At 63.6% G+C, this 23,291-nt stretch carries 22 protein-coding genes; 11 read left to right on the forward strand and 11 right to left on the reverse strand.

Annotated features, from left to right (window positions below; translation table 11 throughout):
• Positions 1 to 13: 13 nt before the first annotated feature.
• The 3 genes from G7047_RS00825 to G7047_RS00835 all read right to left on the reverse strand — a co-directional run bounded on the left by G7047_RS00825 (position 14) and on the right by G7047_RS00835 (position 2,471).
• Positions 14 to 649 carry an L-threonylcarbamoyladenylate synthase gene (locus G7047_RS00825; protein WP_166299811.1) on the reverse strand — a complete coding sequence of 212 codons (636 nt, stop codon included), beginning with the start codon at positions 647 to 649 and terminating at the stop codon, positions 14 to 16.
• Positions 650 to 682: 33 nt separating this feature from the next.
• The gene (locus G7047_RS00830) at positions 683 to 1,579 is read right to left on the reverse strand and encodes a 3',5'-nucleoside bisphosphate phosphatase (protein ID WP_166299813.1); all 897 of its coding nucleotides are present in this window, start codon (positions 1,577 to 1,579) and stop codon (positions 683 to 685) included.
• Between the two features lie 115 nt (positions 1,580 to 1,694).
• Entirely contained in the window at positions 1,695 to 2,471 is a 777-nt protein-coding gene (locus G7047_RS00835) for an SDR family oxidoreductase (protein ID WP_166299815.1), read from the reverse strand.
• A gap of 135 nt (positions 2,472 to 2,606) precedes the next feature.
• Between G7047_RS00835 and G7047_RS00840 the strand changes: the two genes are divergently transcribed.
• Positions 2,607 to 3,518 (forward strand): LysR family transcriptional regulator, encoded by a 912-nt coding sequence (locus tag G7047_RS00840; protein WP_166299817.1) that lies wholly within the window; start codon positions 2,607 to 2,609, stop codon positions 3,516 to 3,518.
• Positions 3,519 to 3,539: 21 nt separating this feature from the next.
• Here G7047_RS00840 and recJ read toward each other — a convergent pair whose 3' ends face one another.
• Entirely contained in the window at positions 3,540 to 5,255 is a 1,716-nt protein-coding gene (gene recJ / locus G7047_RS00845; protein WP_166299819.1) for a single-stranded-DNA-specific exonuclease RecJ, read from the reverse strand.
• Positions 5,252 to 6,217 carry a phosphoglycerate mutase gene (locus G7047_RS00850; protein ID WP_166299821.1) on the reverse strand — a complete coding sequence of 322 codons (966 nt, stop codon included), beginning with the start codon at positions 6,215 to 6,217 and terminating at the stop codon, positions 5,252 to 5,254. The genes recJ and G7047_RS00850 overlap by 4 nt, the downstream gene beginning before the upstream one ends.
• 99 nt (positions 6,218 to 6,316) lie before the next feature.
• Between G7047_RS00850 and G7047_RS00855 the strand changes: the two genes are divergently transcribed.
• Positions 6,317 to 7,570 (forward strand): lipoprotein-releasing ABC transporter permease subunit, encoded by a 1,254-nt coding sequence (locus G7047_RS00855; protein ID WP_166299823.1) that lies wholly within the window; start codon positions 6,317 to 6,319, stop codon positions 7,568 to 7,570.
• Positions 7,563 to 8,255, forward strand: a complete 693-nt coding sequence (gene lolD / locus G7047_RS00860) for a lipoprotein-releasing ABC transporter ATP-binding protein LolD (RefSeq protein WP_166299825.1) — start codon at positions 7,563 to 7,565, stop codon at positions 8,253 to 8,255. The genes G7047_RS00855 and lolD overlap by 8 nt, the downstream gene beginning before the upstream one ends.
• Before the next feature lie 15 nt (positions 8,256 to 8,270).
• On the opposite strand, the gene G7047_RS00865 is transcribed toward lolD, so the two are convergent.
• The 4 genes from G7047_RS00865 to G7047_RS00880 are packed head-to-tail and all read right to left on the reverse strand — an operon-like array spanning position 8,271 to position 12,317.
• A complete protein-coding gene (locus tag G7047_RS00865) occupies positions 8,271 to 9,323 on the reverse strand; it encodes a VWA domain-containing protein (RefSeq protein ID WP_166299827.1) in 1,053 nt (350 codons plus the stop codon).
• 39 nt (positions 9,324 to 9,362) lie between these two features.
• Positions 9,363 to 10,343 (reverse strand): DUF58 domain-containing protein, encoded by a 981-nt coding sequence (locus G7047_RS00870; RefSeq protein WP_240939329.1) that lies wholly within the window; start codon positions 10,341 to 10,343, stop codon positions 9,363 to 9,365.
• Positions 10,336 to 11,352, reverse strand: a complete 1,017-nt coding sequence (locus G7047_RS00875) for a MoxR family ATPase (protein WP_166299829.1) — start codon at positions 11,350 to 11,352, stop codon at positions 10,336 to 10,338. The genes G7047_RS00870 and G7047_RS00875 overlap by 8 nt, the downstream gene beginning before the upstream one ends.
• A 35-nt stretch (positions 11,353 to 11,387) precedes the next feature.
• A complete protein-coding gene (locus G7047_RS00880) occupies positions 11,388 to 12,317 on the reverse strand; it encodes a S1C family serine protease (RefSeq protein ID WP_166299831.1) in 930 nt (309 codons plus the stop codon).
• 260 nt (positions 12,318 to 12,577) lie between these two features.
• Here G7047_RS00880 and G7047_RS00885 point away from each other — a divergent pair, with 260 nt between their 5' ends.
• The 8 genes from G7047_RS00885 (at position 12,578) to G7047_RS00920 (ending at position 21,125) form a co-directional block, all read left to right on the forward strand.
• Positions 12,578 to 13,438 carry a TatD family hydrolase gene (locus G7047_RS00885; RefSeq protein WP_166311798.1) on the forward strand — a complete coding sequence of 287 codons (861 nt, stop codon included), beginning with the start codon at positions 12,578 to 12,580 and terminating at the stop codon, positions 13,436 to 13,438.
• Positions 13,435 to 13,971 carry a DNA-deoxyinosine glycosylase gene (locus tag G7047_RS00890; protein ID WP_166299833.1) on the forward strand — a complete coding sequence of 179 codons (537 nt, stop codon included), beginning with the start codon at positions 13,435 to 13,437 and terminating at the stop codon, positions 13,969 to 13,971. The genes G7047_RS00885 and G7047_RS00890 overlap by 4 nt, the downstream gene beginning before the upstream one ends.
• On the forward strand, positions 13,958 to 14,761 hold the full coding sequence (locus tag G7047_RS00895; RefSeq protein ID WP_166299835.1) for a spermidine synthase: 804 nt from the start codon (positions 13,958 to 13,960) through the stop codon (positions 14,759 to 14,761). Before G7047_RS00890 ends, G7047_RS00895 begins: the two co-directional genes overlap by 14 nt.
• Positions 14,762 to 14,812: 51 nt before the next feature.
• Positions 14,813 to 16,606: a GspE/PulE family protein gene (locus tag G7047_RS00900; RefSeq protein ID WP_166299837.1), complete on the forward strand. Its 1,794-nt coding sequence runs from the start codon at positions 14,813 to 14,815 to the stop codon at positions 16,604 to 16,606.
• 343 nt (positions 16,607 to 16,949) lie between these two features.
• Positions 16,950 to 17,438: a tripartite tricarboxylate transporter TctB family protein gene (locus G7047_RS00905; protein WP_166299839.1), complete on the forward strand. Its 489-nt coding sequence runs from the start codon at positions 16,950 to 16,952 to the stop codon at positions 17,436 to 17,438.
• Positions 17,439 to 17,454: 16 nt separating this feature from the next.
• Complete coding sequence (locus G7047_RS00910; RefSeq protein ID WP_166299841.1) at positions 17,455 to 18,966, forward strand: tripartite tricarboxylate transporter permease; 1,512 nt, start codon at positions 17,455 to 17,457, stop codon at positions 18,964 to 18,966.
• Positions 18,967 to 19,327: 361 nt separating this feature from the next.
• On the forward strand, positions 19,328 to 20,293 hold the full coding sequence (locus tag G7047_RS00915; RefSeq protein ID WP_166299843.1) for a DMT family transporter: 966 nt from the start codon (positions 19,328 to 19,330) through the stop codon (positions 20,291 to 20,293).
• A gap of 31 nt (positions 20,294 to 20,324) precedes the next feature.
• Positions 20,325 to 21,125: an SDR family oxidoreductase gene (locus G7047_RS00920; protein ID WP_166299845.1), complete on the forward strand. Its 801-nt coding sequence runs from the start codon at positions 20,325 to 20,327 to the stop codon at positions 21,123 to 21,125.
• Positions 21,126 to 21,190: 65 nt separating this feature from the next.
• Here G7047_RS00920 and G7047_RS00925 read toward each other — a convergent pair whose 3' ends face one another.
• Complete coding sequence (locus tag G7047_RS00925; protein ID WP_166299847.1) at positions 21,191 to 22,003, reverse strand: BPSS1780 family membrane protein; 813 nt, start codon at positions 22,001 to 22,003, stop codon at positions 21,191 to 21,193.
• A 231-nt stretch (positions 22,004 to 22,234) separates the two neighbouring features.
• A complete protein-coding gene (locus G7047_RS00930; RefSeq protein ID WP_166299849.1) occupies positions 22,235 to 23,185 on the reverse strand; it encodes a homoserine kinase in 951 nt (316 codons plus the stop codon).
• Positions 23,186 to 23,291: the final 106 nt, after the last annotated feature.

Consider the following 23,291-nt stretch of genomic DNA (forward strand, 5'->3'; position numbering starts at 1 on the left):
GGCAACACGGTCTTCAAAGCCCCAATACGGACAGGCTGCCGCGCCCCTCACGCACCACCACCGCTTCACCGCCACTTTCCATGGGCGTGAGATCGACCACGGTAGTCGGCTGCTGCGGACAGGGGCCAGCATCGACCACGCCGTCGATCAGCTTCTCGAAGCGCTCGCGGATTTCCTCGGGGTCGTTCAGCGGCTCGGTCTCGCCCGGCGGGATGAAGGTCGAGGCCAGCAGCGGCGCACCGAGCATCTCCAGCAACAGCTGCGTGCCCTTGCGGTCCGGCACGCGCAGGCCGATGGTCTTGCGCTGTGGATGGCTCACGCGGCGCGGCACTTCTTTGGTCGCGTCGAGAATGAAGGTGTAAGGGCCGGGCGTCGCCTGCTTGAGCAGGCGGTACTGGCGGTTGTCCACGCGGGCGTAGCTCGAGAGTTCCGACAGGTCGCGGCACAGCAGCGCGAGATGGTGTTTTTCATCGATCTGGCGGATGCGGCGCAGGCGCTCGACGGCCTTGCTGTCATCGAGCTGGCAGACGAGGGCGTAGCTCGAATCGGTGGGGATTGCCATCACGCCGCCGCTCTGCAGAATGGCGACGGCCTGCTTGAGCAGTCGCGGCTGCGGGTTCTCTGGATGGATTTCGAAATACTGCGCCATGGCTTTGCCTTTGTTGTTGGAGGACCGCGAGGTTCAGTCGGAGGAGGTCAGGCGGCGCTGAATACGGTGGGCGATCACTTCCCACACGGGTGTAAGTTGGCTTGGCAGGGGGGGCAATGTACCGAGATCGGTGTGCGACTCATCGGGGCTATGGAAGTCGCTGCCGCGCGATGCGGCCAGATCGAACTCCAGCGCCATGTCGGCGTAGGTTTTGTATTCGGACGGGGTGTGGCTGCCGGTGACGACCTCCACGCCTTCGCCGCCGTGCTTCTTGAATTCGGTGAACAGCGCGTATTCTTCGTTGGCCGTGAAGCGGTAGCGCGCCGGGTGGGCGATCACTGCCATGCCGCCCGCGTCACGGATCCAACGCACGGCGTTGGAAAGCGTTGCCCAGCGATGTGGCACAAAGCCAGGATTGCCTTCGGTGAGGTAGCGTCGGAAGACCTCCGAGGTGTCGCGACAGGCACCGATTTCCACGAGATAGCGTGCGAAGTGCGTGCGCGAGATCAGCTCGGGATTGCCCACGTACTTGAGCGCACCGTCGTATGCGTTGTGAATGCCTACTTCGGCGAGCTGCCTTGAAATCTCCTGCGCCCGTGCGCCGCGACCGCCGCGTGTGAGCGCCAAGCCTTGTGTGAGTTGCTCGTCGTCCGGATCAAATCCGAGACCCACGATGTGCACCGTGTTGTCGGCGAAGGTGACGGAGATTTCGGTGCCCGTGAGGTAGTCCATGCCGTTGGCATGCGCGGCGGCACGCGCCAGGTGCTGGCCGCCGATCTCGTCGTGATCGGTGAGCGACCAGAGCTGCACACCATTGGCGCTCGCGCGTTCGGCGAGGGCTTCCGGAGTGAGTGTGCCGTCAGACACTACGGAGTGACAGTGCAGATCGGCGTTGAGTGGGGTGGATGAAGGAATAGACACGTGACCCATTCTATGAGCGCAATGCTGAACGTGCAGCATCGCCACATTTTCATGTGTCGGATCAGGTGCTCAAATTGCAAGCAGAAGTAGAACAACCTCTGCCTGCCGGGGTGCATAAGCCTGCTTACTTGGTGGTGTAGCCGCCGTTGATGAGAATCGTCTGACCCGTGATCCACCAACCATCGCTTACCAGATGACGGATGAAGGGCACCACATCGTTGATGTCTGTCAGGCCTGTTTTCGAGAAGGGTGAGAGGGCTGCAGCGGTCTTGTGATATGCGACGGCGTCAGCTCCTTCGGCGGGATAGAAGAATGCCGTATCCATGGGGCCAGGGCCCACTGCGGTGACCGAGATCCCGCGTGCCCCGAACTCTTTGGCCGCCGCGCGGGTGAAATGCTCGACGGGAGCTTTGGTGCCAGCATAGGACGCATAGAACGGTGTGAACGCGCCCAGCAGCGAGGTGACGAGCGTGCAGACCTTGCCGTTGTCGTTCACATGCTTGCCCGCTTCTTTCAAAAAGAAAAATGCCGACTTGGCGTTCACTGCGCTCATCTCGTCGTATTCCGCCTCGGAGATATCCACCAGCGGCTTCTTGAGCACTTTGCCAACGGTGTTGATGGCAATGTCGGGGCGTCCCACGGCCGCAATGGCATCGGTGAAGAGTTTGCTCATGGCACCTGCGGTGGTCAGATCAGCCTGCAGAGCCAGGGCTTGCGCACCGGTCTTCTGGATGTCGGCCACGGTGGCGTCCGCATCCGCCTTGCTGGCAGCGCTGTTGTAGTGAATGGCGACCGCCTTGGCGCCTTGCTGTGCCAGATCGCGGGCCAGTAGGCCGCCGAGATTCTTGGCACCACCGGCGATCAGGACGACCTTGCCGCGGATATCGTGTTGACTGGTCATGTGTGCGTTCCTCACTGTGTCAAAAGGGGTTGAGACGAAAACGATGCGAAGAACGGCAGCTTATTGGGCATGAGAAGCAAAATAAATTACCATTTCGCTTCTTGTTTATTCAGAAATTACTAACAATAAATCGCCATGGACCGTATCGACCTGCTGAGCATCTTTCTGCGCGTGGGAGCGACCGGCAGCTTTTCTCAGGCAGCCGATCAGCTGGACATGCCGAGACCCACGGTGACGTTGGCTGTGCAACAACTGGAGGCGCGCCTTGGCGTTCGGCTGATGCATCGCACCACACGCAAGGTGTCGCTCACGCTGGATGGCGAGAGCCTCATGGAGCGCGCCCGGTTGCTGGTGGACGACATGCAGGACATCGAGCAGCGTTTTCGCCCGTCGGGTACCGGTGTGGTCGGGCGCTTGCGCGTGGACGTGCCGAGTCGCATCGCGCGACTGGTGATCGCGCCCGCGTTGTCATCGTTGTTTCGCGCGCATCCCGATCTGGAGCTCGATCTGGGTTCCACGGACCGCGCCGTCGATCTGGTGCTGGAGAATGTGGACGGCGCGCTGCGGGTAGGCCAACTGGCGGACTCCAGCCTCGTGGCGCGGCCGCTGGGTGCGTTTGAGCTGATCAATTGCGCCAGTCCCGGGTATCTGACCGCGTTCGGCGTACCGCACTCACCGCAGGATTTGCATGAACACAAGGCGGTGAACTATCTCTCACCCTCACGCGGCCGTGCCGCCGCATGGGAGTGGCTTGAGAACGGCAAGCTGCACACACTCGCCATGTCCTGCAACGTGGCCGTGAACAATGCAGAAACCTACATCGCCTGCGCATTGTCTGGGCTGGGTTTGATTCAGATTCCGCGCTACGACGTGCGTGCGCATCTTGTGGCGGGCGAACTGGTGGAGGTGATGCCAGAGCATCGTCCACCTTCACTGCCGGTGAACATGGTGTTCGCCCACCGCGCGGAGCTCTCGCGGCGCATGCAGGTATTCATGGCGTGGCTTGGTGGATTGCTGGAGGAGATCAAAGCGTTCGAGACGGCTTGATCTCGGCGCGATATTCCCGCCTCAGTCCGCCCAACCTTCGACTAAAAACTGCACCTTCCGCTCGCCGCGCCATTCGTTCACGTCGAGGCGGAAGGCCAGCGTGGCGCGGGCGGGCAGGGGTTCTGTGTGGCCGAACCAGATGGCGTCGACCGGCTGGCCCTGGTGCAGCAACTTGATCGACAGGTGGTTCTTGGCTTCGCCCACGAGGCGCTGGCTCACGATCTCGACTTCTTCGCTGAAGGTCGGCGGCGCAAAGCCCTGACCCCAGACCTCACGGTGCAGTACGTCGACGAGCTCGGCACGGCAGTATTCGGGCGCGAGCGGGCCGTCGGTTTCGAGCTTGCGGGTGAGCGTGGCGGCGTCGAGCCATTCCTGCGCGACCTGAGCGAAGCCCAGCTCGAACACGTCGAAGAATTCCTCGGCCACGGTGCAGCCCGCCGCCATCGCGTGGCCGCCGAATTTGAGTAGCACGCCCGGATGGCGCTTGGCCACCAGATCAAGCGCATCGCGCAGATGAAAACCGGGAATGCTGCGGCCCGAGCCCTTGAGTTCATGCTCCTTGCCCGGCGCACTGCTGGCGGCGAAGACGAAGGTCGGGCGATGCAGCTTGTCCTTGAGACGCGAGGCGACGATGCCGACCACGCCTTCATGAAAGTCGGGGTCGAACACGCTGATCGCGGGAGGCGGTTCCTCGCCTTCATCGAACAGCGTCTCGGCCATGAGCATGGCCTGCTCGCGCATGCCACCTTCAAGCTCGCGGCGTTCGCGGTTGATGGCGTCGAGCTGTCCGGCCAGATCGGCGGCGCGTGCCGGATCGTCGGTGAGCAGGCACTCGATGCCGAGCTTCATGTCGTCCAGCCGCCCGGCGGCGTTGATGCGCGGGCCGAGGCCGAAGCCGAAGTCGAACGTGGTCGCTTCCTCGGACTTGCGACCCGTGACTTTGAACAGCGCCGCCACGCCCGCCGGCATGTGGCCCGCGCGGATGCGCTTCAAACCTTGGGCAACAAGGCGGCGGTTGTTGTTGTCGAGCTTGACCACATCCGCCACGGTGCCCAGCGCCACCAGCGGCAGCAGGGGTTCGAGCTTGGGCTGCGTGGCCTTGTCGAACACGCCACGCTCGCGCAGCTCGGCACGCAGCGCCATCAGCACATAGAACATCACGCCGACACCGGCGGCGGACTTGCTCTCGAACTCGCAGCCGGGCTGGTTGGGGTTGACGATGGCATCGGCCAGTGGCAGCGTGGGGCCGGGCAGGTGATGGTCGGTGACCAGCACCGACAAGCCCAGCTTTTTGGCCTCGGCCACGCCATCGACGCTGGCGATGCCGTTGTCCACAGTGATCAGCAGGTCGGCATTGCGCTCGTGCACGCGGCGCGAGATCGGCGGCGTGAGGCCGTAGCCGTCCACCACGCGGTCGGGCACGAGATAGTCCACGTTTTTCGCGCCCAGCAGACGCAGGCCGCGCACGCCCACGGCGCAGGCGGTGGCGCCGTCGCAGTCGTAGTCGGCGACGATGATCATGCGTTTGTCGGCGGCAATCGCATCGGCCAGCAGCGCGGCCGCTTCGCGTATGCCGCGCAGGCCCGATGGCGGCAGCAAGCGCGCGAGGGCGTCGTCGAGCTCGTCGCTGTTGCGCACGCCGCGCGCGGCATAGAGCCGTGCGAGTAGCGGATGCACGCCCGCCTGCTCCAGCGTCCACACGACGCGCGGTGGAATGTCTCTGGCGATGATTTTCATAACTTGTTTTGCAGGTCCAGAAAGCGTTGCGGTCTGGAGAAAAGGCTTTTGAGTTTCTGGCCGAAGCCGCGTTCGGCGGTTTCGAACTGCATGGAGCTGCATTCGCCGCACAACGTGAGCCGGGCCTTGCCGCCCGCTGCGACATGGTGCTCGATCTCGGCGACTGCACCCGCGTCCAACTCACGCCACTGCGCGGCCCACTGCTTCCAGTCTTCGCGCAGGGCAGCGTCGCGCAGGCCGCTTGGAACCAGCGGCGCGGCGCTGGCCGACGGGACGGTAGCCAGGCGGCCCGCACCGTGCATCCAGAAGGTGTTGACGGGCGGCAGACCTTCCTCGGCGCGTGCATCGTTCAGCGGATGGGTGTAGAGCAGCATCTGCATCTCGCTTTGCAGGCGGTGGATGGCGCGCGTGTGTTCGGCGTTGTCGGCCAGCGGCATCCACGAGCGCACGTCGCGCTGGATCACCCGGTCGAGCGAGGCGGCGGACACGCCTTCGAACACGTCGCCGCTGGCGATCCAGCGCATGGGCTCGTCGTAAATGAGTTCAATGCCATCGTCGGCGAACCACGGCGCGAGCAGGTCCATCAGCGCGCGCGAGCTGAACGGCGTGAGTTGCAGATCGGCGGGGTCGAGCATCGTCACATGGTCGGTGCTGACATGCCATTGGCAGGGTGTGATGTAAGCCCACGCTTTCGATCTGATCGCCTCGCCGCGGAGATGGCGCTGTTGCCATGCGGCCCAGGGCGTGATGCCATTCTTGGCGGTGGGCAGGCCGAGGGCGCGTGCGAGCGCGCGTTCGTGCGGTGGGGCGAAATCGGTTTCCTCGCCGACATCGGTGCCCGCAAGCGTCATGCGTGCGAGCAATCGATTCAGATGCGGCAGGGGCAGTTCCTTGAGCGTCTGCTGGCAGCCGGGCGAAGGGCTGGCCGCGAAGGGGATGAGTAAATGGGGGACGTCCGACATGGGGTCTATTGTCCGGGATGCCACAATCCATGTGCACAAGTGGGCCGGATTTTGTGATTTGCACAGAGCCAACCGGTCTGCGTCATGATTCCAACCACCATGCAAATTCCATACGAACTGGCCGTGGGCTGGCGCTATACCCGCGCGGGCCGCGCCACGCGGCGCAACGGCTTCATCTCTTTCATCTCGGGCGTGTCGATGCTGGGCATCGCGCTCGGGGTGGCGGCGCTCATCATCGTGCTCAGCGTGATGAACGGCTTTCAGAAGGAAGTGCGCGACCGCATGCTCGGCGTCGTCTCGCACATCGAGGTCTTCGCGCCGCAGGGGGCCGCGCTGCCGGACATGCCGCTCACGCTCAAGGAGTCGCGTGACAACCCCAACGTGGTGGGCGCAGCGCCATTCGTCTCGGCGCAGGCGCTGCTTGGGCGCGGCGACGAGGTCAAGGGCGCGCTGGTGCGCGGCATCGATCCGGCGCTCGAAGGCCAGGTGACCGACATGGCGGCCGAGCATGTGGAAGGACTCAAGGCGCTGGTGCCCGGCGAGTTCAACGTGATTCTGGGCAGCGAGCTTGCGCGCAGCATGGGCGTGTTTCCCGGTGATCTGGTGACGCTGATTGCGCCTTCGGGTCAGGTCACGCCCGCTGGCGTGGTGCCGCGCATCAAGCAGATGAAGGTGGCGGGCACCTTCAATTCCGGCCACTATGAATATGACTCCGCGCTGGTCTTCATGCACCATTCGGACGCGGAGAAGATCTTCCGCCTCGAAGGCCCGACGGGCATCCGCCTCAAGATCAAGGACCTGCACCAGGCGCCCGAAGTGGCACAGCAGCTCGCGCATTCGCTGTCGGGCCACCTGTTGATCCGTGACTGGACGCAGCAGAACAAGACCTGGTTCGCGGCCGTGCAGCTTGAGAAGCGGATGATGTTCATCATCCTCACGCTGATCGTCGCGGTGGCGGCGTTCAACCTGGTGTCCACGCTGGTGATGACGGTGACCGACAAGCGCGCCGACATCGCCATCCTGCGCACGCTGGGCGCGAGCCCGAAGAGCATCATGGGCATCTTTGTCGTGCAGGGCGCGATGGTCGGCGTGATTGGCACGCTGGCCGGACTGGGGCTGGGCCTCTTGATCGCGTTCAACATCGACGTGATCGTGCCGGCCATCGAGCGTGCGCTGCACACCACCTTCCTGCCCAAGGACATCTACCTGATCAGCAAGATGCCGAGCGAGCCGCAGTACAGCGACATCATGCCGATTGCCGTCATTTCCCTGATCTTGGCCTTCGCGGCCACCCTGTATCCGAGCTGGCGCGCCAGCCGCGTGAACCCTGCCGAGGCGCTGCGCTATGAGTGATGTGAACGAGAAGAACAAGAAGATCGTGCTGCGTGCGCGCGGGCTGACCAAGCGTTTTGAAGAGGGACGGCTCGACGTCACCGTGCTGCATGGCGTCGACCTTGACGTGTATGCGGGCGAGACGCTGGCCATCGTCGGCGCGTCGGGTTCGGGCAAGAGCACATTGCTGCATTTGCTCGGCGGGCTGGATGCACCGAGCACCGGCAAGGTCGAACTCATGGGCCAGGACCTCGCGCTGCTGTCGGCCGACAAGCAGGGGCGCTTGCGCAACGAGCATCTGGGCTTCATCTACCAGTTCCACCATCTGCTGCCCGAATTCAGCGCGCGCGACAACGTCGGCATGCCGCTGCGCATCCGCCGCTGGAGCCACGAGCGCTGTCTGGAAGCCGCCGACGCAATGCTCAAATCCGTCGGGCTGGAGCAGCGCGTGCACCACCGCCCGGCGGAACTCTCGGGCGGTGAGCGTCAGCGCGTGGCGATTGCGCGTGCGCTGGTCACCACGCCGGCCTGCGTGCTGGCCGACGAGCCCACCGGCAATCTCGACCGCAAGACGGCAGACACGGTGTTCGAGCTCATGATGCAGCTCGCGCGTGATCGCGGAACGGCCTTTGTGATGGTGACGCACGACGAGTCACTGGCCGCGCGTTGCGATCGCGTGCTGCGCCTCGTCGCTGGCAATCTTTGAGCGCGGCTCTGAACCTCATAGCACCCGTCCGTACCACCACAGCGACAGCGTGGCCGCGAGGATGACGAACAGCGCGCCGACCAGCGCGAGCAGCGAGGAGACCTCGGTCTCGCGCTTCTCGGGCGTCAGGCGTGAGTGCAGTGTCTCGTAGACCTTGAGCAGATCCTGTGCGGTCGCCGCGTGGAAATACTCGGCCTTGGTGAGTTTGGCGACGGTCTTGAGCGTTTCTTCGTCGAGGCGCACACGCATCGACCAGCCCTCGAATTCGATCACCGTGCCCTCGGGCGTGCCCACGCCGACGGTGTAGACGCGCACGCCCCGGTCGGCCGCCCACTGCGCCGCGAGCAGCGGGTCTACGCCGGTGTTGCGCTGGCCGTCCGAGAGCATCACGATGGCGGCCGAGTTGTACGAGCCGGGCTGCACCGGCGCGGGTGGCATGCGCTGCGCACCGGGGCTGCTGCCGATGACCTCGTCGATGCTGCGCGCGAACATGCCCTCGCGCCCCGAGAGCGCAGCGAGATCGACGCCGCTGCCCGGAAAAATTGCCGCCAGCGCCATCAGAATGCCGTTGCCTGTGGCGGTGCCGCGCTGCAGCTGAAACGAGTCAATAGCGGCATTCAGATCGTCGTGGTTCTGCGTCGGCAGTTGCGCGATCTGTGCGGTTCCGGCAAAGGCCACGACCGACACGCGCACATTGCGCGGCAGCGCGGCGATGAAGGCCTTGGCCGCGTTCTGCGCGGCCGCCAGACGATTGGGCTCGACATCATTGGCACGCATGCTGCCCGAGACATCCATGGCGAGCACGATGGTCTGCTGCTCGAGCGGCAAACTCAGCGTGGCGATCGGCCGTGCCGCCGCCACCAGCAACGCCACCAGTCCGATCAGGCACAACAGTGGCGGAATGTGGCGGCGAATGCGCTGGCCCGTGCCCATGGCCTCGCGTGCGAGCGCCAGCGCGGGGAAGTGCAGTGCGGTGCTTTTGCGCCGCCGCTGCGCCAGCCAGTACATGAGCACCAGAAGCGGCAGGAGCAACAGCAGCCAAAGCATGGTGGGCCAGAGAAATGCCATGTTGCTGATGCTCCTTTCTTTCCCGTAGGTTGATGCGTTTCAGTGCGTGGCCACGGCCAGCGGCTCGGTTTCGGCGGGCCGCATGAACCGGCTGGTTCGCAGCCCGCGCAGAGACAGAAAGCGGACCATGGAGTCGAGCAGATCATCATCGGTGGCCAGCTGCAGCGTGTCGACCCGGGCCTGCGCGAGGGCGGCACGCAACTGCGCTTCGCGCTCGGCTGCAAGGCGCACGTAGCGTTTGCGAAAGCCGCTGCTGTGCGTGTCTACGTGCAGACGCTCGCCGGTCTCGGGATCGCAGAGCCAGACAAGGCCGATGTCGGGCAGCTCAAGCTCGAGCGGATCAAGCAGCCGCACGGCGACCACGTCATGGCGTTCGGCCAGCCGCGCGAGCGGCTTTTCCCAACCGGGCTCGCTCATGAAGTCGGAGACCAGAAACACCGTCGAGCGGCGGCGCAGCAGGCCCTGTGCGGATTGCAACAGGCGATGCAGCTGCGTCGTACCGCCCGATTCGGCAGTGGCTGCCTTGGGATGCGAGCCACCCGCCATCAGCATGTGCAGGAGCTGCAGCACATGCGTGCGGCTGCTGCGTGCGGGCAGGGCGCGGTCGCGCGCGGCGCCGCCGTGCAGCACGGCACCCACGCGGTTGCCGCGCCGGGTGAACAGCCGCGCAAGCACACCCACAAAGCCGGTGAGCTGGTCGCGTTTGGTGCGACCGGGCGGGCCGAAATCCACCGACGCGCTCAGGTCCAGCAGAAACCAGGCGGTCATCTCGCGGTCTTCGGTGAACACGCGCACATGGGGCGTGCCGAGGCGTGCGGTGACGTTCCAGTCGATATGGCGCACGTCGTCATGCGGCTGGTATTCGCGCAGGTCGGCCAGATCGATGCCTGTGCCGCGCATCAACGTGCGGTAGTCGCCCTGCAGCAGTCCGTCGAGCCGCCGCAGCACGCGCCATTCAAGCCGCTGCAGCAACTGCTCGGCGTTCCGCGTGATGCTGGGCGCAATGGACGATTCAGGCACGGCGTGCCTCCTTGCCGGTGATGTCGGCCGTGCGCGCCGGGGCGGGCAAGCGCACCAGAATCTGGTCGATCAGCGCATCGACGTTCCGTCCATCTGCCATGGCCTCGTAGGACAGCGAAATGCGGTGGCGCAGCACGTCGTGAGCAAGCTCCTTGAGATCTTCGAGCAGCACGTAGCTGCGTCCGCGCATCAGGGCCAGCGCCTGCGCGCCCTCGGCCAGCGCGATGGTGGCGCGGGGGCTGGCTCCGCAGGCGATGGCGCCGCTCAGGTCCTTGAGGCCGTAGATGCCCGGATTGCGCGTGGCCGCCACCACCCGCACCGCGTATTGCAGCAGCGAGGGGTCGACATAGACCTCGCGCACCGCCCGCTGCAACTGCGCGAGCTGCGCGGTGCTCGCCACGGCCTGCACGGCTACGGCGGGGGCGAGCGCGCGTTCGGCGATCACGAACTCTTCGTCCTCGCTCGGATAGCCGATCACCACCTTCATCATGAAGCGGTCCACCTGCGCCTCGGGTAGCGCGTAGGTGCCTTCGGTCTCGATGGGGTTTTGCGTCGCCATCACGAGAAACGGAGCGGCCACGCGGTGGGTCTCGCCTGCAATCGTCACCTGTCGCTCCTGCATCACCTCGAGCAGCGCGCTCTGCACCTTGGCAGGTGCGCGGTTGATTTCATCAGCCAGCAGCAGATGGGTGAACACCGGGCCGAGCGTGGTGCTGAACTCGCCCGTGCGCTGGTTGTACATGCGCGTGCCGATCAGGTCGGCGGGAACGAGGTCGGGGGTGAACTGGATGCGGCGGAAGTTGCCGTTGATCGTGGCCGCGAGCGTTTTCACGGTGAGCGTTTTGGCGAGGCCCGGAACGCCCTCGACCAGCAGATGCCCTTGCGCGAGGATGGCGACCATCACGCGCTCCAGAAAGCGGTCCTGCCCGACGACGACGCGCTTGATCTCATAGAGGATCTGCTCCATCAGCACGGCGGTCGGTGGGGTGGTGGGGCTGGTGATCTCCATCGTGTTCATCCTTGCGCGCTGAATGCAGTGCGGGTTCAGAAAGGGGGCGAGCCGAGCGCCTTGGCGGCGTTCTCGATGGGCACGGCAAACCCGATGCCGAGCGAGGTGCGTGATGCGGTCGGGTTGAGAATCGCGGTGACGATGCCGATGACCTCGCCGTCCATGGTGACGAGCGGGCCACCGGAGTTGCCGGGGTTGGCTGCGGCGTCGAACTGAATCAGATTGCGCAATCTCTGCTTGCCTTCGGGCGACTGGAATTCCCGCTTGAAGCCCGAGAGCACGCCAGCCGACACCGACGGCCCGATGCCGAACGGAAAGCCGACGGCGATCACCTGATCACCCGCGTTCAACCCCTCGGTGGAGCGCATGGTGGCGGCCTGCAGGTCGTCGGGGGCCTCGGTAGCCTTGAGCACCGCAAGGTCGTTCTCGGGCTGCACGTTGATGACTTCGGCATTGGAGGTGCTGCCGTCCGCGAACTGCACCGCGATGCGGCGCGCACCATTGATCACATGCAGATTGGTGAGGATGACACCGGTGTCCACCACCACGACGCCCGTGCCTTCGCCGCGCTCGATCTCGGTGCCGCGCTTGGTGCGGGTGTAGCCCACCACATGGACGACCGACGGCGCGATTTTGGCGGCGGCCTTGGCGGTGGGCGAGGGCAGGGTTTGTGTCTGCAGCGTGCGCAGGACGGCCGCGTCTATGTCCTTCTGTGTGATTTGCTGCGGTGCACGATGTTTCTGATCGTAGGCCCAGAAGCCCAGCACGCCCGCGTTCATCGAGAGCACGAAAATCAGCAGAAGCCAAGCGACATGCAGGCGACGGCGAGACGTGGGAGGAGGGGATGCAGGCTCGGCTTGATGCGGTGCCTCATCCACCGTGCTTGCACCAGCGGTCAGCGGCGTGTCCTCGGCGGCGGGGACAGGGTCGCGGCGTGAGCTGCTGTAACGGGCGATCCGGGGCATACGGCACCTTTGCTGGAGACCTCTGCGTCAAGCGTGCTGTGGCGCGGAGCCTCCTTCAAAGCGGTTAAAGAGAGTTCCTCAATGGCTTGAGAGCCACAGTAGCACGGTTTACCAGGCCGCGCACACCGAATTGGATTTCGTCTTACAAGGAGTTGACCGATGTTGCGCAGGTTCACATCATGGCGTCGGTGATCCGGCTGGCAATCTGGCGGGTAGCCCGTTTGCCGTCGGTGCGTTCCGATCTGCGGCATCATCCTGTCATGCAGACCGCACAACCCTCACCGTTCTGGATCGACACCCACTGTCATCTGGACGAATTTGTCACCCATGGTGGGCAGGCCGATGCAGATGCCATGCGTGCGAGCGCCCGCATCGCCGGGGTGGCGCATTGCGTGATCCCGGCCGTCGAGCGCAACAATTGGCAGGCCTCGCGCGAGGCAGCTCACCGCTGGAGCGACAGTTATGCGCTCGGAATTCATCCGCTCTACACGCCGCGCGCTGCGGAGGGCGATCTGGCCGCGCTCGATGAAGCGCTGAACGAGGCACGGAGCGACGCCCGGCTGGTGGCGATTGGCGAGATCGGGCTTGATTTTTTCTTACCGGGGCTTGATCCGGCACGACAGGAGCATTTCTACCGCGCGCAACTGCAACTGGCGCGGCGCTTCGATTTGCCTGTGATCCTGCATGTGCGCCGCTCCGCCGACCGGCTGCTCAAACATTTGCGCGAGGTACCGGTGCAGGGCGGCATCGCGCACGCGTTCAACGGAAGTCTGCAGCAGGCCGAGGCCTTCGTCGCGATGGGATTCAAGCTCGGCTTTGGCGGCGCGCTGACGTTTGAGCGGGCACTGCAGCTGCGGCGCCTGGCGGAGCAACTGCCGCTCGACGCGCTGGTGCTCGAAACCGATGCGCCAGACATCCCCCCGCACTGGCTCTACGTCACGGCCGAACAGCGCGAAGCGGGCGTACCGCAGGCGCGCAATACGCCGGCGGAGCTGCCAAGAATCGGCGCGGTGCTGGCAGGGCTGCGCGGCATCGATGTGAACGAGCTGGCGAGGATCAGCAGCGCCAACGCGGCGGCTGCTCTGCCACGGCTCAAGGCCTTGCTGGAGGCGCGTCCATGACAGATTCCGCACCGCCGCTGCTCACCGGCTTGCCGCCGCTGGTGGCGTCCGAGACCCGGGTGCTGGTGCTCGGCAGCTTTCCGGGCGTGGCATCGCTTCGGGCAGCGCAGTATTACGGTCATCCGCAGAATCATTTCTGGAAGATCCTGGCGGCGCTCTGGCCCGAGTATCCGCTGCCCGACCGCGCCGACTATGCCGCGCGCTGCCGGTGGCTGCTGGAGCGGCGCCTCGGTGTCTGGGACGTGTATGCGGCCTGCGAGCGAGAGGGCAGCCTCGACACTGACATCCGCAATGCGCAGGTGAATGATTTTGCTGCGCTGCAAAAGCAGCTCCCGCAACTGTCTGCCATCGCCCACAATGGCGGGGAGAGCTTTCGCCACGCGAAGGCGGTGCGCCGGAGCATGTCTTTACACGACGATGACAGAATCGCGTCGCTGCGTTTGCCGTCCACGAGTCCGGCCAATGCGTCTCAGAGCTTTGAAAAGAAACTGAATGCCTGGCGCGAGGCGCTGGCATCCCATGGATTGGTGTGAAGAGTTGACTACCCGAAAAAAACAAACCGCTGCAACCTCACTGCCCGAAGTGAGCGTCTCCGACGATGGCGTCGCGCGCTATCTGCATCTGGGCACGCCTTGGGTGCAGGGATCGATGAAGATGGCAGCCCCGTTCGACATCGATCTTGAATATGTGCAGCGCATGATGGCCTGGCTGCTGTTCGTCGAGCCCGAGCGTGTGTCGCGTCGCCACGCGATGCAGCTGGGGCTGGGGGCGGGCGCGATCACCAAGTTCTGCGTGAAGAAGCTGCGCATGAAGAGCACGGTCGTCGAGCTCAATCCGCAGGTCATCAGCGTCTGCCGTTCATGGTTCAAGCTGCCGCCCGACAGCGCCAAGCTCGAAGTCGTGCTCGGCGATGCGGCACTGGAAATCCGCAACGACCAATGGCTGGGCACGGTGGATGCGCTGGCCGTTGATCTGTACGACCACGACGCGGCGGCCCCGGTGCTCGACAGCGCCGAGTTCTACAAGGACTGCCGCGCGCTGCTCACCGACGATGGCGTGCTGACGGTGAACTTGTTTGGTCGCTCGTCGAGTTACGAAAGCAGTGTGGCCAAGCTTGCCGAGGCCTTTGGCGAAGAGGCACTCTGGGCCTTCAAGCCCACGCGCGAAGGCAATACCATCGTGCTCGCGCAGCGCACGCCCACCCGCCCGACGCGCGCAGAGCTGATGGCCAGAGCCGAGGAAGCGAAGACCCGCTGGGACCTGCCCGCGCCCAAGTGGCTGCGTGTGTTCAAGCCGGTGAAGACTGAGCCTGAGCGCGCGTGAGGGACGGGTATCAATGCGCACATCCAAAAGAACAGGGAAAGAGAGCGGAACATGAGCACGACAGCAGGCGCAACCGGAACGCCAATACGCAGCAAACATGAAGGTCCGCTGGACTGGCGCACGATCGTCAAGTGGCTGCGCAGGGAGGGCGTGATCGATGCCGAGACGGCCGAGCGCACCATCGAGCGCTGTTCGCGTGCGGAGAGCGTGCAGCATCCGCTGGTGCGTCTGGGCAATGTGGGCATGGTGCGCTCCAGTGACGGCAAGCCGCTCGACACCTACATGCTTACCGAATACGTGGCGCAGCACAGTGACTTGCCGTATCTGCGCATTGACCCGCTCAAGGTCGATGTGGGCCGCGTGTCCGAGGCGATGAGCGTGAGCTACGCGGAGCGCCACAAGATACTGCCGGTGCAGGCCTCGAATCTCGAGATCACGGTGGCGACGGCGGAGCCATTCATCAGCGACTGGGTGGGCGAGGTCGAGCGCCAATCGCGCCGCAAGGTCAAGCGGGTGATGGCCAATCCCGAAGACATCAAGCGCTACACGGCTGAGTTCTTCGCGCTGGCCAAATCGGTCTGGCAGGCGCAGAAGGCCGGGGGCAACGCCGCCAGCGGCAACTTCGAGCAACTGGTGGAGCTGGGCAAGGCCAACAAGCAGCTCGACGCCAACGACCAGGGCGTGGTGCGCGTGGTGGACTGGCTCTGGCAATACGCCTTTGACCAGCGTGCCAGTGACATTCACTTGGAGCCGCGCCGCGAGCAGGGCGTGATCCGGTTCCGTATCGACGGTGTGCTACATGTGGTCTACCAGATGCCGATGAGCGTGCTCAACGCCATGGTCGCGCGCGTGAAGCTGCTCGGTCGCATGGACGTAGTCGAAAAGCGCCGTCCGCAGGACGGTCGCATCAAGACCCGCAACCCGAGCGGTGACGAAGTGGAAATGCGTCTGTCGACGCTGCCCACGGCATTTGGCGAAAAAATGGTGATGCGGATTTTCGACCCCGACAACACCGTCAAGGACCTGAGCGCGCTCGGTTTTCCGCCGCACGATGCGCAGCGCTGGGAGACGCTGGTGCGGCGCCCCCACGGCATCATTCTGGTGACCGGGCCCACGGGCTCGGGCAAGACGACGACGCTGTACTCCACGCTCAAACGCATCGCAACGGAAGAGGTGAATGTGAGCACGGTCGAAGACCCGATCGAAATGATCGAGGCGTCTTTCAACCAGACGCAGGTGCAGTCGCAGCTCGACTTCAACTTCGCCGAAGGCCTGCGCGCGCTGATGCGTCAGGACCCCGACATCATCATGGTCGGCGAAATCCGCGATCTGGAAACCGCTGAAATGGCGGTGCAGGCGGCGCTCACGGGGCACCTTGTCTTTTCGACACTGCACACCAACGATGCGCCGAGCGCCGTCTCGCGCTTGATGGAGCTGGGCGTGGCGCCTTATCTCATCAACGCGACCCTGCTCGGCGTGCTGGCTCAGCGACTGGTGCGCACGCTGTGCAAGGAGTGCAAGGCGCCGGACGAAGAGGCCTTGCCCGAAGCACTGGCGGAGGTCATCAAGCCCTGGAAGTTCAATGGCGAATACCGCGCCTACAAACCCGTGGGCTGCCTCGAATGCCGGATGACGGGCTTCCGTGGCCGGATGGGTCTGTATGAACTGCTGACTGTGAGTGAGGAGCTCAAGGATCAGGTCAATCAGTCTCCGTCCATCGACCGAATCCGGCGTCAGGGCGTAAAGGATGGCATGCGGCCGTTGCGGCTTGCGGGTGCAATGCGTGCGGCCGAGGGCGTGACGACGATGGAAGAGGTCATTGCGGCTACACCGCCTTTGGAGTGAGTCCAGCGAGGCCGCGAAAGAATGCAATAAGAACGCCGTGTTGATAAAACCAACACGGCGTTTGTTTTTTCGCAATCGACTCTTTCGCAAATCCGAGCGCAGACCCGCCGAATCTGCGGTTCGCAAAGGTTTGAGTGATTCGTCAACGTACTTGTCGATGTCGCCCTCCTTCGAGTGAGATCTGCGTGTTATTACGTAGCTTATTTCAAGAGGCAACACGCTCGCAAGCCGCTTGTCTCTTAGGGAAAACTTGTATCTGGCTGTAGGTGGAATCCACATCGATTTGGACTGACACGCAACTGACAATCCGCGGGTCGTTATCCTTTTCTCGGGAGACTTGTTTGTGAAAATAAAGAGTCAGAAAGATTTCTTTGCCGGCCTGATGTTCCTGGCCGTAGGTGTTGCGTTCGCATGGGGCGCGACCACTTACAGCGTGGGATCGGGTGCCCGTATGGGCCCGGGCTATTTCCCCTTGTTGCTGGGTATTTTGCTGGCCATCATCGGTGGCGCCGTCATGTTCAAGTCCACGGTTGTGGAAACTGAAGGCGGCGACAAGGTCGGCAAGTGGGCCTGGAAGCAGATCGTCTTCATCATCGGCGCCAACCTGCTGTTCGGTATCCTGCTCGCAGGTCTGCCGTCCTTTGGTGTGCCGGCGATGGGGCTGATCGTTGCCATCTACGGTCTGGTGTTCGTCTCCAGTTTGGCTGGCAGCACCTTCAATTTCAAGGAAGTGTTCCTTCTTGCAACGGTGCTGGCTGCTGGCAGCTATGTGGCGTTCGTGTGGGCGCTCAACCTGCAATTCCCTGTGTGGCCTAGCTTCATCGCAGGTTGATTGGAGACACTAGAACATGGACCTGATACATAACTTGTCGACGGGCTTCGGCGTCGCATTCACTTTCCAGAACCTGATCTACTGCTTCATCGGCTGTTTGCTCGGTACTCTGATCGGCGTGCTGCCAGGCGTGGGCCCCGTGGCCACTATCGCCATGCTGCTGCCTGCAACTTACGCGCTGCCACCCGTGGCTGCGCTGATCATGCTGGCCGGTATTTACTACGGCGCGCAATACGGTGGTTCGACCACTGCCATTCTGGTGAATCTGCCAGGCGAATCGTCTTCCGTGGTGACCGTGATCGACGGCTACCAGATGGCCCGAAAAGGGCGAGCGGGGCCCGCACTGGCAGCCGCTGGTCTGGGCTCGTTCTTCGCCGGTTGCGTGGGTACGTTGATTCTGGCAGCCTTCGCTCCTCCGCTGACCGAAGTGGCCTTCAAGTTCGGCCCTGCTGAATACTTCTCGCTGATGGTGCTGGGTCTGATCGGCGCCGTGGTGCTGGCTTCGGGCTCGCTGCTCAAGGCGGTTGGCATGATCGTTCTGGGCCTGCTGCTGGGTCTGGTCGGTACCGACGTGAACTCCGGTGTGGCACGTTACTCCTTCGACATTCCTGAACTGACCGACGGCATCAACTTTGTCGTGATTGCGATGGGTGTGTTCGGTTACGGTGAAATCATTGCCAACCTGTCCAAGTCGGACGACGAACGCGAAGTGTTCACCGCCAAGGTGGAGGGTCTGTTCCCGACCAAGGAAGACTTCAAGCGCATGCTGCCTGCGGTGATCCGTGGTACGGCTCTGGGTTCTGCTCTGGGTATCCTGCCTGGTGGCGGCGCGCTGCTGGCGGCTTTTGCTGCCTACACGGTGGAAAAGAAGACCAAGCTCAAGCCCGGTGAAGTTCCGTTCGGCCAAGGCAATATCCGCGGTGTGGCTTCGCCTGAATCCGCCAACAACGCCGGTTCGCAGACTTCGTTCATTCCTTTGCTGACACTCGGCATTCCGCCCAACGCCGTGATGGCGCTGATGGTTGGTGCGATGACGATCCACAACATCCAGCCTGGTCCTCAGGTGATGACCAGCAACCCGGAACTGTTCTGGGGCCTGATCGCTTCGATGTGGATCGGCAACGCGATGCTGATCATTCTGAACCTGCCGCTGATCGGTATCTGGATCAAGCTGCTGACCGTGCCTTACCGCTGGCTGTTCCCGTCCATCGTGCTGTTCTGCGCGATCGGCGTGTACTCCACCAACAACAACACGTTTGACGTGTGGCTTGTGGGTCTGTTCGGTTTCATCGGCTACATGTTCTACAAGCTGGGCGTGGAACCTGCGCCTCTGCTGCTGGGTTACATCCTGGGCCCGATGATGGAAGAAAACCTGCGCCGTGCGCTGCTGCTGTCGCGTGGTGACTGGAGCGTGTTCGTGACACGTCCGATCTCCGCCGGCCTGCTGGCTGCCGCTTTGCTGCTGCTGATCATTGTGCTGTTGCCGGCCGTGAGCAAGAAGCGTGAGGAAGCCTTCGTGGAAGACTGATGGAGTGATTACGCGATCTCTCCCTTGAAAACCCCGGTCGCAAGACCGGGGTTTTTTCTTGCTTGTCTCGTTTGTCTTGTTTGTTTTACGCTGCCTTTAGCAGCGACTAGTTATCCGTGCGGGGGCGCCGAGAAATGCTTTCATGCGTTGTTGCGCCTTCTTGCCGTACGGAAGTACTGTCTTCGTCGGCGACGCCTAGCCTGAAAGCATTTCTCGGCGTTTGGGTGCTTGATCGGGGTGCTTTGAATGCGTCTTTGGCCCGCTACGATGGGGATCCGAAGACATTCAAATTGTGCTGTTCTGGTTCACGATGGCTGGGTTGTCGCTCTGCGGACGGGGCGTTCATGTCTGGGCACTCATAATGGGTTGCAACCCAGCTATTACTTTTTCCGTGACTTCCGTTTCTTCCTCCTCTCATTCCGCCGCGCCCGCCAAAGGCCTGGCCGTTGGCATTGCGCTGGGCATGGTGGGCGCGATTGCGTTCAGTGGCAAGGCCATCATCGTCAAACTGGCTTATCGGCATGGGGTGGATGCGGTCACCCTGATCATGTTCCGGATGCTGTTTGCGTTGCCGTTCTTCGTGGTGATGGCGGCGTGGGCGAGCCGGGGCAAACCGCAGCTTATGCGGCGGGACTGGCTTGGGGTCATCGGGCTGGGCGTGTCAGGCTACTACCTTGCGAGTTTTCTGGACTTTGCGGGGCTGGCCTATATCACGGCGGGGCTGGAGCGGCTGATTCTGTATCTCACGCCGACGCTGGTGGTTGTGCTCAGTTGGTTTCTCTACCGGCGCAGCATCACCAAGGTGCAGGCCTTCGGCATGTTCATCAGCTATGTGGGCGTGCTTGCGGTGTTCGGGCAGGAGGTGAAGGTCTCGGGCAGCAGTGTGGTCTGGGGTGTATTCCTCGTGTTCCTTTCGGCCATCAGCTATGCGATCTATCTGGTGTACAGCGGGGAGATGGTGCGACGGATCGGGTCGCTTCGGTTGGTGGGGCTGGCGACTTCGGTGGCCTGCATCTGCTGCATTCTTCAGTTTCTGTTGCTCAGGCCCATGTCGGCAGCGTTTGCCGTGGCGCCGCAAGTGATCTGGCTGTCGGTGCTCAACGCAGTGCTCTGCACGGTGGTGCCAGTGCTGCTCACGATGATGGCGATCGAGCGCATCGGCTCGGCGATGGTGTCGCAGATGGGCCTGATCGGGCCGCTGTCGACGGTGCTTATGGGCGTGTGGTTGCTCGACGAACCGTTCACCACCGGTATTGCGCTGGGTACGGTGCTGGTGATTGCCGGGATATTTGTTTTCACACGCGCAGGTGTGCGTGGCAGCGGCTAGTATTCCGCTGGAATCATCAGGAGAAATCAACATGGATCTGGGTATTGCAGGGCGCTTCGCGCTGGTGTCGGGAGCGAGCAAGGGGCTTGGCTTTGGCTGCGCCGACGCGCTGGTGGCCGAAGGCGTGAACGTGGTTGTCGTGGCACGCACGGCAGATGCCATCGAGGCGGCGGCCGAGCGGCTGCGCACGCGCGCCATGCATGGCGTGAGGGTGATCGCCGTGGCTGCGGACATCACCACGCAGGCTGGCCGCGATGCCGCGTTTTCCGCCGTCGGTGGCCCGGGCGTAGATTTCGATATCGTCGTGACCAACGCGGGCGGCCCGCCGACCGGTGACTTCCGCAGCTGGGATCGCGACGCGTGGATCAAGGCGGTGGACGCCAATATGCTCACGCCCATCGAGATGATCAAGACCACCGTGGACGGCATGGCGGCGCGCGGCTTCGGGCGCATCGTCAACATCACCTCCAGCGCGGTGAAGGCGCCCATCGACATTCTGGGCCTGTCCAATGGCGCGCGCAGCGGCCTGACGGGCTTTGTGGCGGGTCTGGCGCGCAGCCCCATTGCGGGCAAGGGCGTGACGATCAACAACCTGCTGCCAGGCAAGTTCGACACCGACCGTCTCGCCTCCACGATCAACGCTGCCGCGCAGAAGACCGGCAAGTCGCAGGACGAGGCGCGCGCGATGGCGTCCGCGCAGGTGCCCGCCAAGCGCTTCGGCACGCCCGAGGAGTTCGGCGCGATCTGCGCGTTTCTGTGCAGCGCGCATGGGGGCTACATCACGGGCCAGAACATCCTGGCTGATGGCGGCCTGTACCCGGGCACGTTCTGATCTCCACCGGATCAATGCGCCTTGAAAAACGCCCGAACATGTGTCGGGCGTTTTGCTTCTGAAACTCAGTCGACGAACTCGGTGTTCTGTGTCGCTGGCCGTTCCGGTGGCTCGAAGTTGTCGCGGAAGGTGAAGACGATGGAGGTGAAGAACATCGAGGCCAGCACCAGCGCGGAGGCAATCATCATGGCGGCAACGATGGCGTTGCCGAGGCCAGCGACGGCCAGCAGCGTGACCACGAGGCTCACCACGATGCCTGCGCCGATGAACACGCCGAACCACACGATGCTGAAGATGGTGAACGCACCGATGTTGCGGGCGCAGGCCACCGCGCTGAAGAACAGTGCCTTCACAGGTGGCACGTTATGCCAGTGAACCAAGCCGGGGGCATGCCAGAACAGCATGGACAGCGGCACGTACAGCCCCATCACGATCCAGGTGGCAATGACGAAGCCGCCACTTGTCGCGACCTCCTGCGTGAGCGGCTCGATGCCGAAATACACACGCGCGAACTGACCACCATCTGCGATGGATGCCAGGCCGATGATCACCAAGAAGAGCAGTGCGTAGATGCCGCCCAGCACGGCGAGCGCGGCCAGGCGCTGGCGGCCGGTGCGAAAGGCGTGGAGGATGAGCGCGGGCGTGGGGATGCGGCCGAGGCTGGTTTCGGCCGCCGCCTCCATCATCACCAGCGTGGCTGCGGGTAAAAGCGCGAGCGCGATGGCTGGGCCGATCAGGGGCAGCACGGACAGCAGTGACATCGCCGCCGTGGTCGTGAAGAACAACAGGGTAAGCGCCAGCGGCTGGCGCCAGAAGACGCGGATGCCCTGACGAACCCAATCAACGCCAGTGCGAGCCGGAACAATATGCAGTTTCATGGGAAGACGTGGATGTGTGCGTGCATCTGGGCCATGTCATGACGGTGGCTCGGGGTCGCCGGAGGAACGTTGGCGACCAGTGGGCACGTTCAGGCAGGGACTGTACCCCAAGTCGCCACGCCCCGTGGCAATTCAGGGCTATGGTGGATTTCTTGCCTCAGGTGCCAAGCGCTTCAGGGGCGAATGAAACTGGCACGGTCCAGGCGAGGGCGCGAAGCGACTCAGGGGGTGTCACGGAACGATCGGATGGGCGATGCGCTCGCGCAGCACGCGCTCGAAATGTGTGGGGTCGTGCGGCTTGAGCATCGAGGCCTCGCGCGGCAAGTAGAAGTCCCACAGACGCGAGATCCAGAAGCGCAGCGCTCCCGCACGCAGCATCGCGGGCAGCAGTGTGCGCTCGGCGGCGGTGAGTGGGCGCACGGTCTGGTAGGCGTCGAGCATGGCCTTTGCGCGCACGGCATCGTGCACGCCGGTGGGCAGGTCGATGCACCAGTCGTTCAGGCAGACGGAGAGGTCGAACAGCCAAGTGTCCACGCCCGCGAAGTAGAAGTCGAAGAAGCCGGTGAGTTCCTCGCCGTCAAACATCACGTTGTCGCGGAACAGGTCGGCATGCACCGGGCCGCGCGGCAGGGCGGCGTATTCCGACGATTGGGCGATGTGGTTCTGGTAGGCCAGCTCGGACTGCAGCAGCACCTTTTGCGCATCGCCGATGTGGGGCAGAACCACCGGCACGGTCTCATTCCACCAGGGCAGGCTGCGCAGATTGGGTTGGATGCGATCGTAGTCGCGGCCTGCCAGATGCATGCGCGCAAGCGTCGCGCCCACGGCGGCGCAATGCACGGCCTCGGGCGCGAGCTGGCTTTTGCCGCGCAGCTTGTTGACCACGGCGGCGGGCTTGCCCGCCACGCTGTGCAGGATGTCGCCGCTCTTGTTGGCCGCAGGATCGGGCACCGGAACGCCGCCGTGCGCCAGATGCTTCATCAGGTGCAGGTAGAACGGCAGTTGTTCGGCGGTAAGGCGCTCGAACAGCGTGAGCACGTATTCGCCCTGATCCGAGGTGAGAAAGTAGTTGGTGTTTTCGATGCCGCCTTCGATGCCGCGCAGCTCCTTCAACGTGCCCAGTTGCAACCGGCGCAGCAGTTCGCGCGCCTCTTTGTTGGAGACTTCGGTGAAGACGGCCATGGATCAGCAGGAATACAAATGGGATGAAGAAACCGCGAGGCTGGAACGTTGGGCCCGAAGGCCCGCCTGCATCGCGCAAAACCCGCTATTGTGCAGGCAGTCGGTC

Origin of the sequence: Diaphorobacter sp. HDW4A, assembly GCF_011305995.1 — a bacterium.
Classification (GTDB): domain Bacteria; phylum Pseudomonadota; class Gammaproteobacteria; order Burkholderiales; family Burkholderiaceae_C; genus Diaphorobacter_A.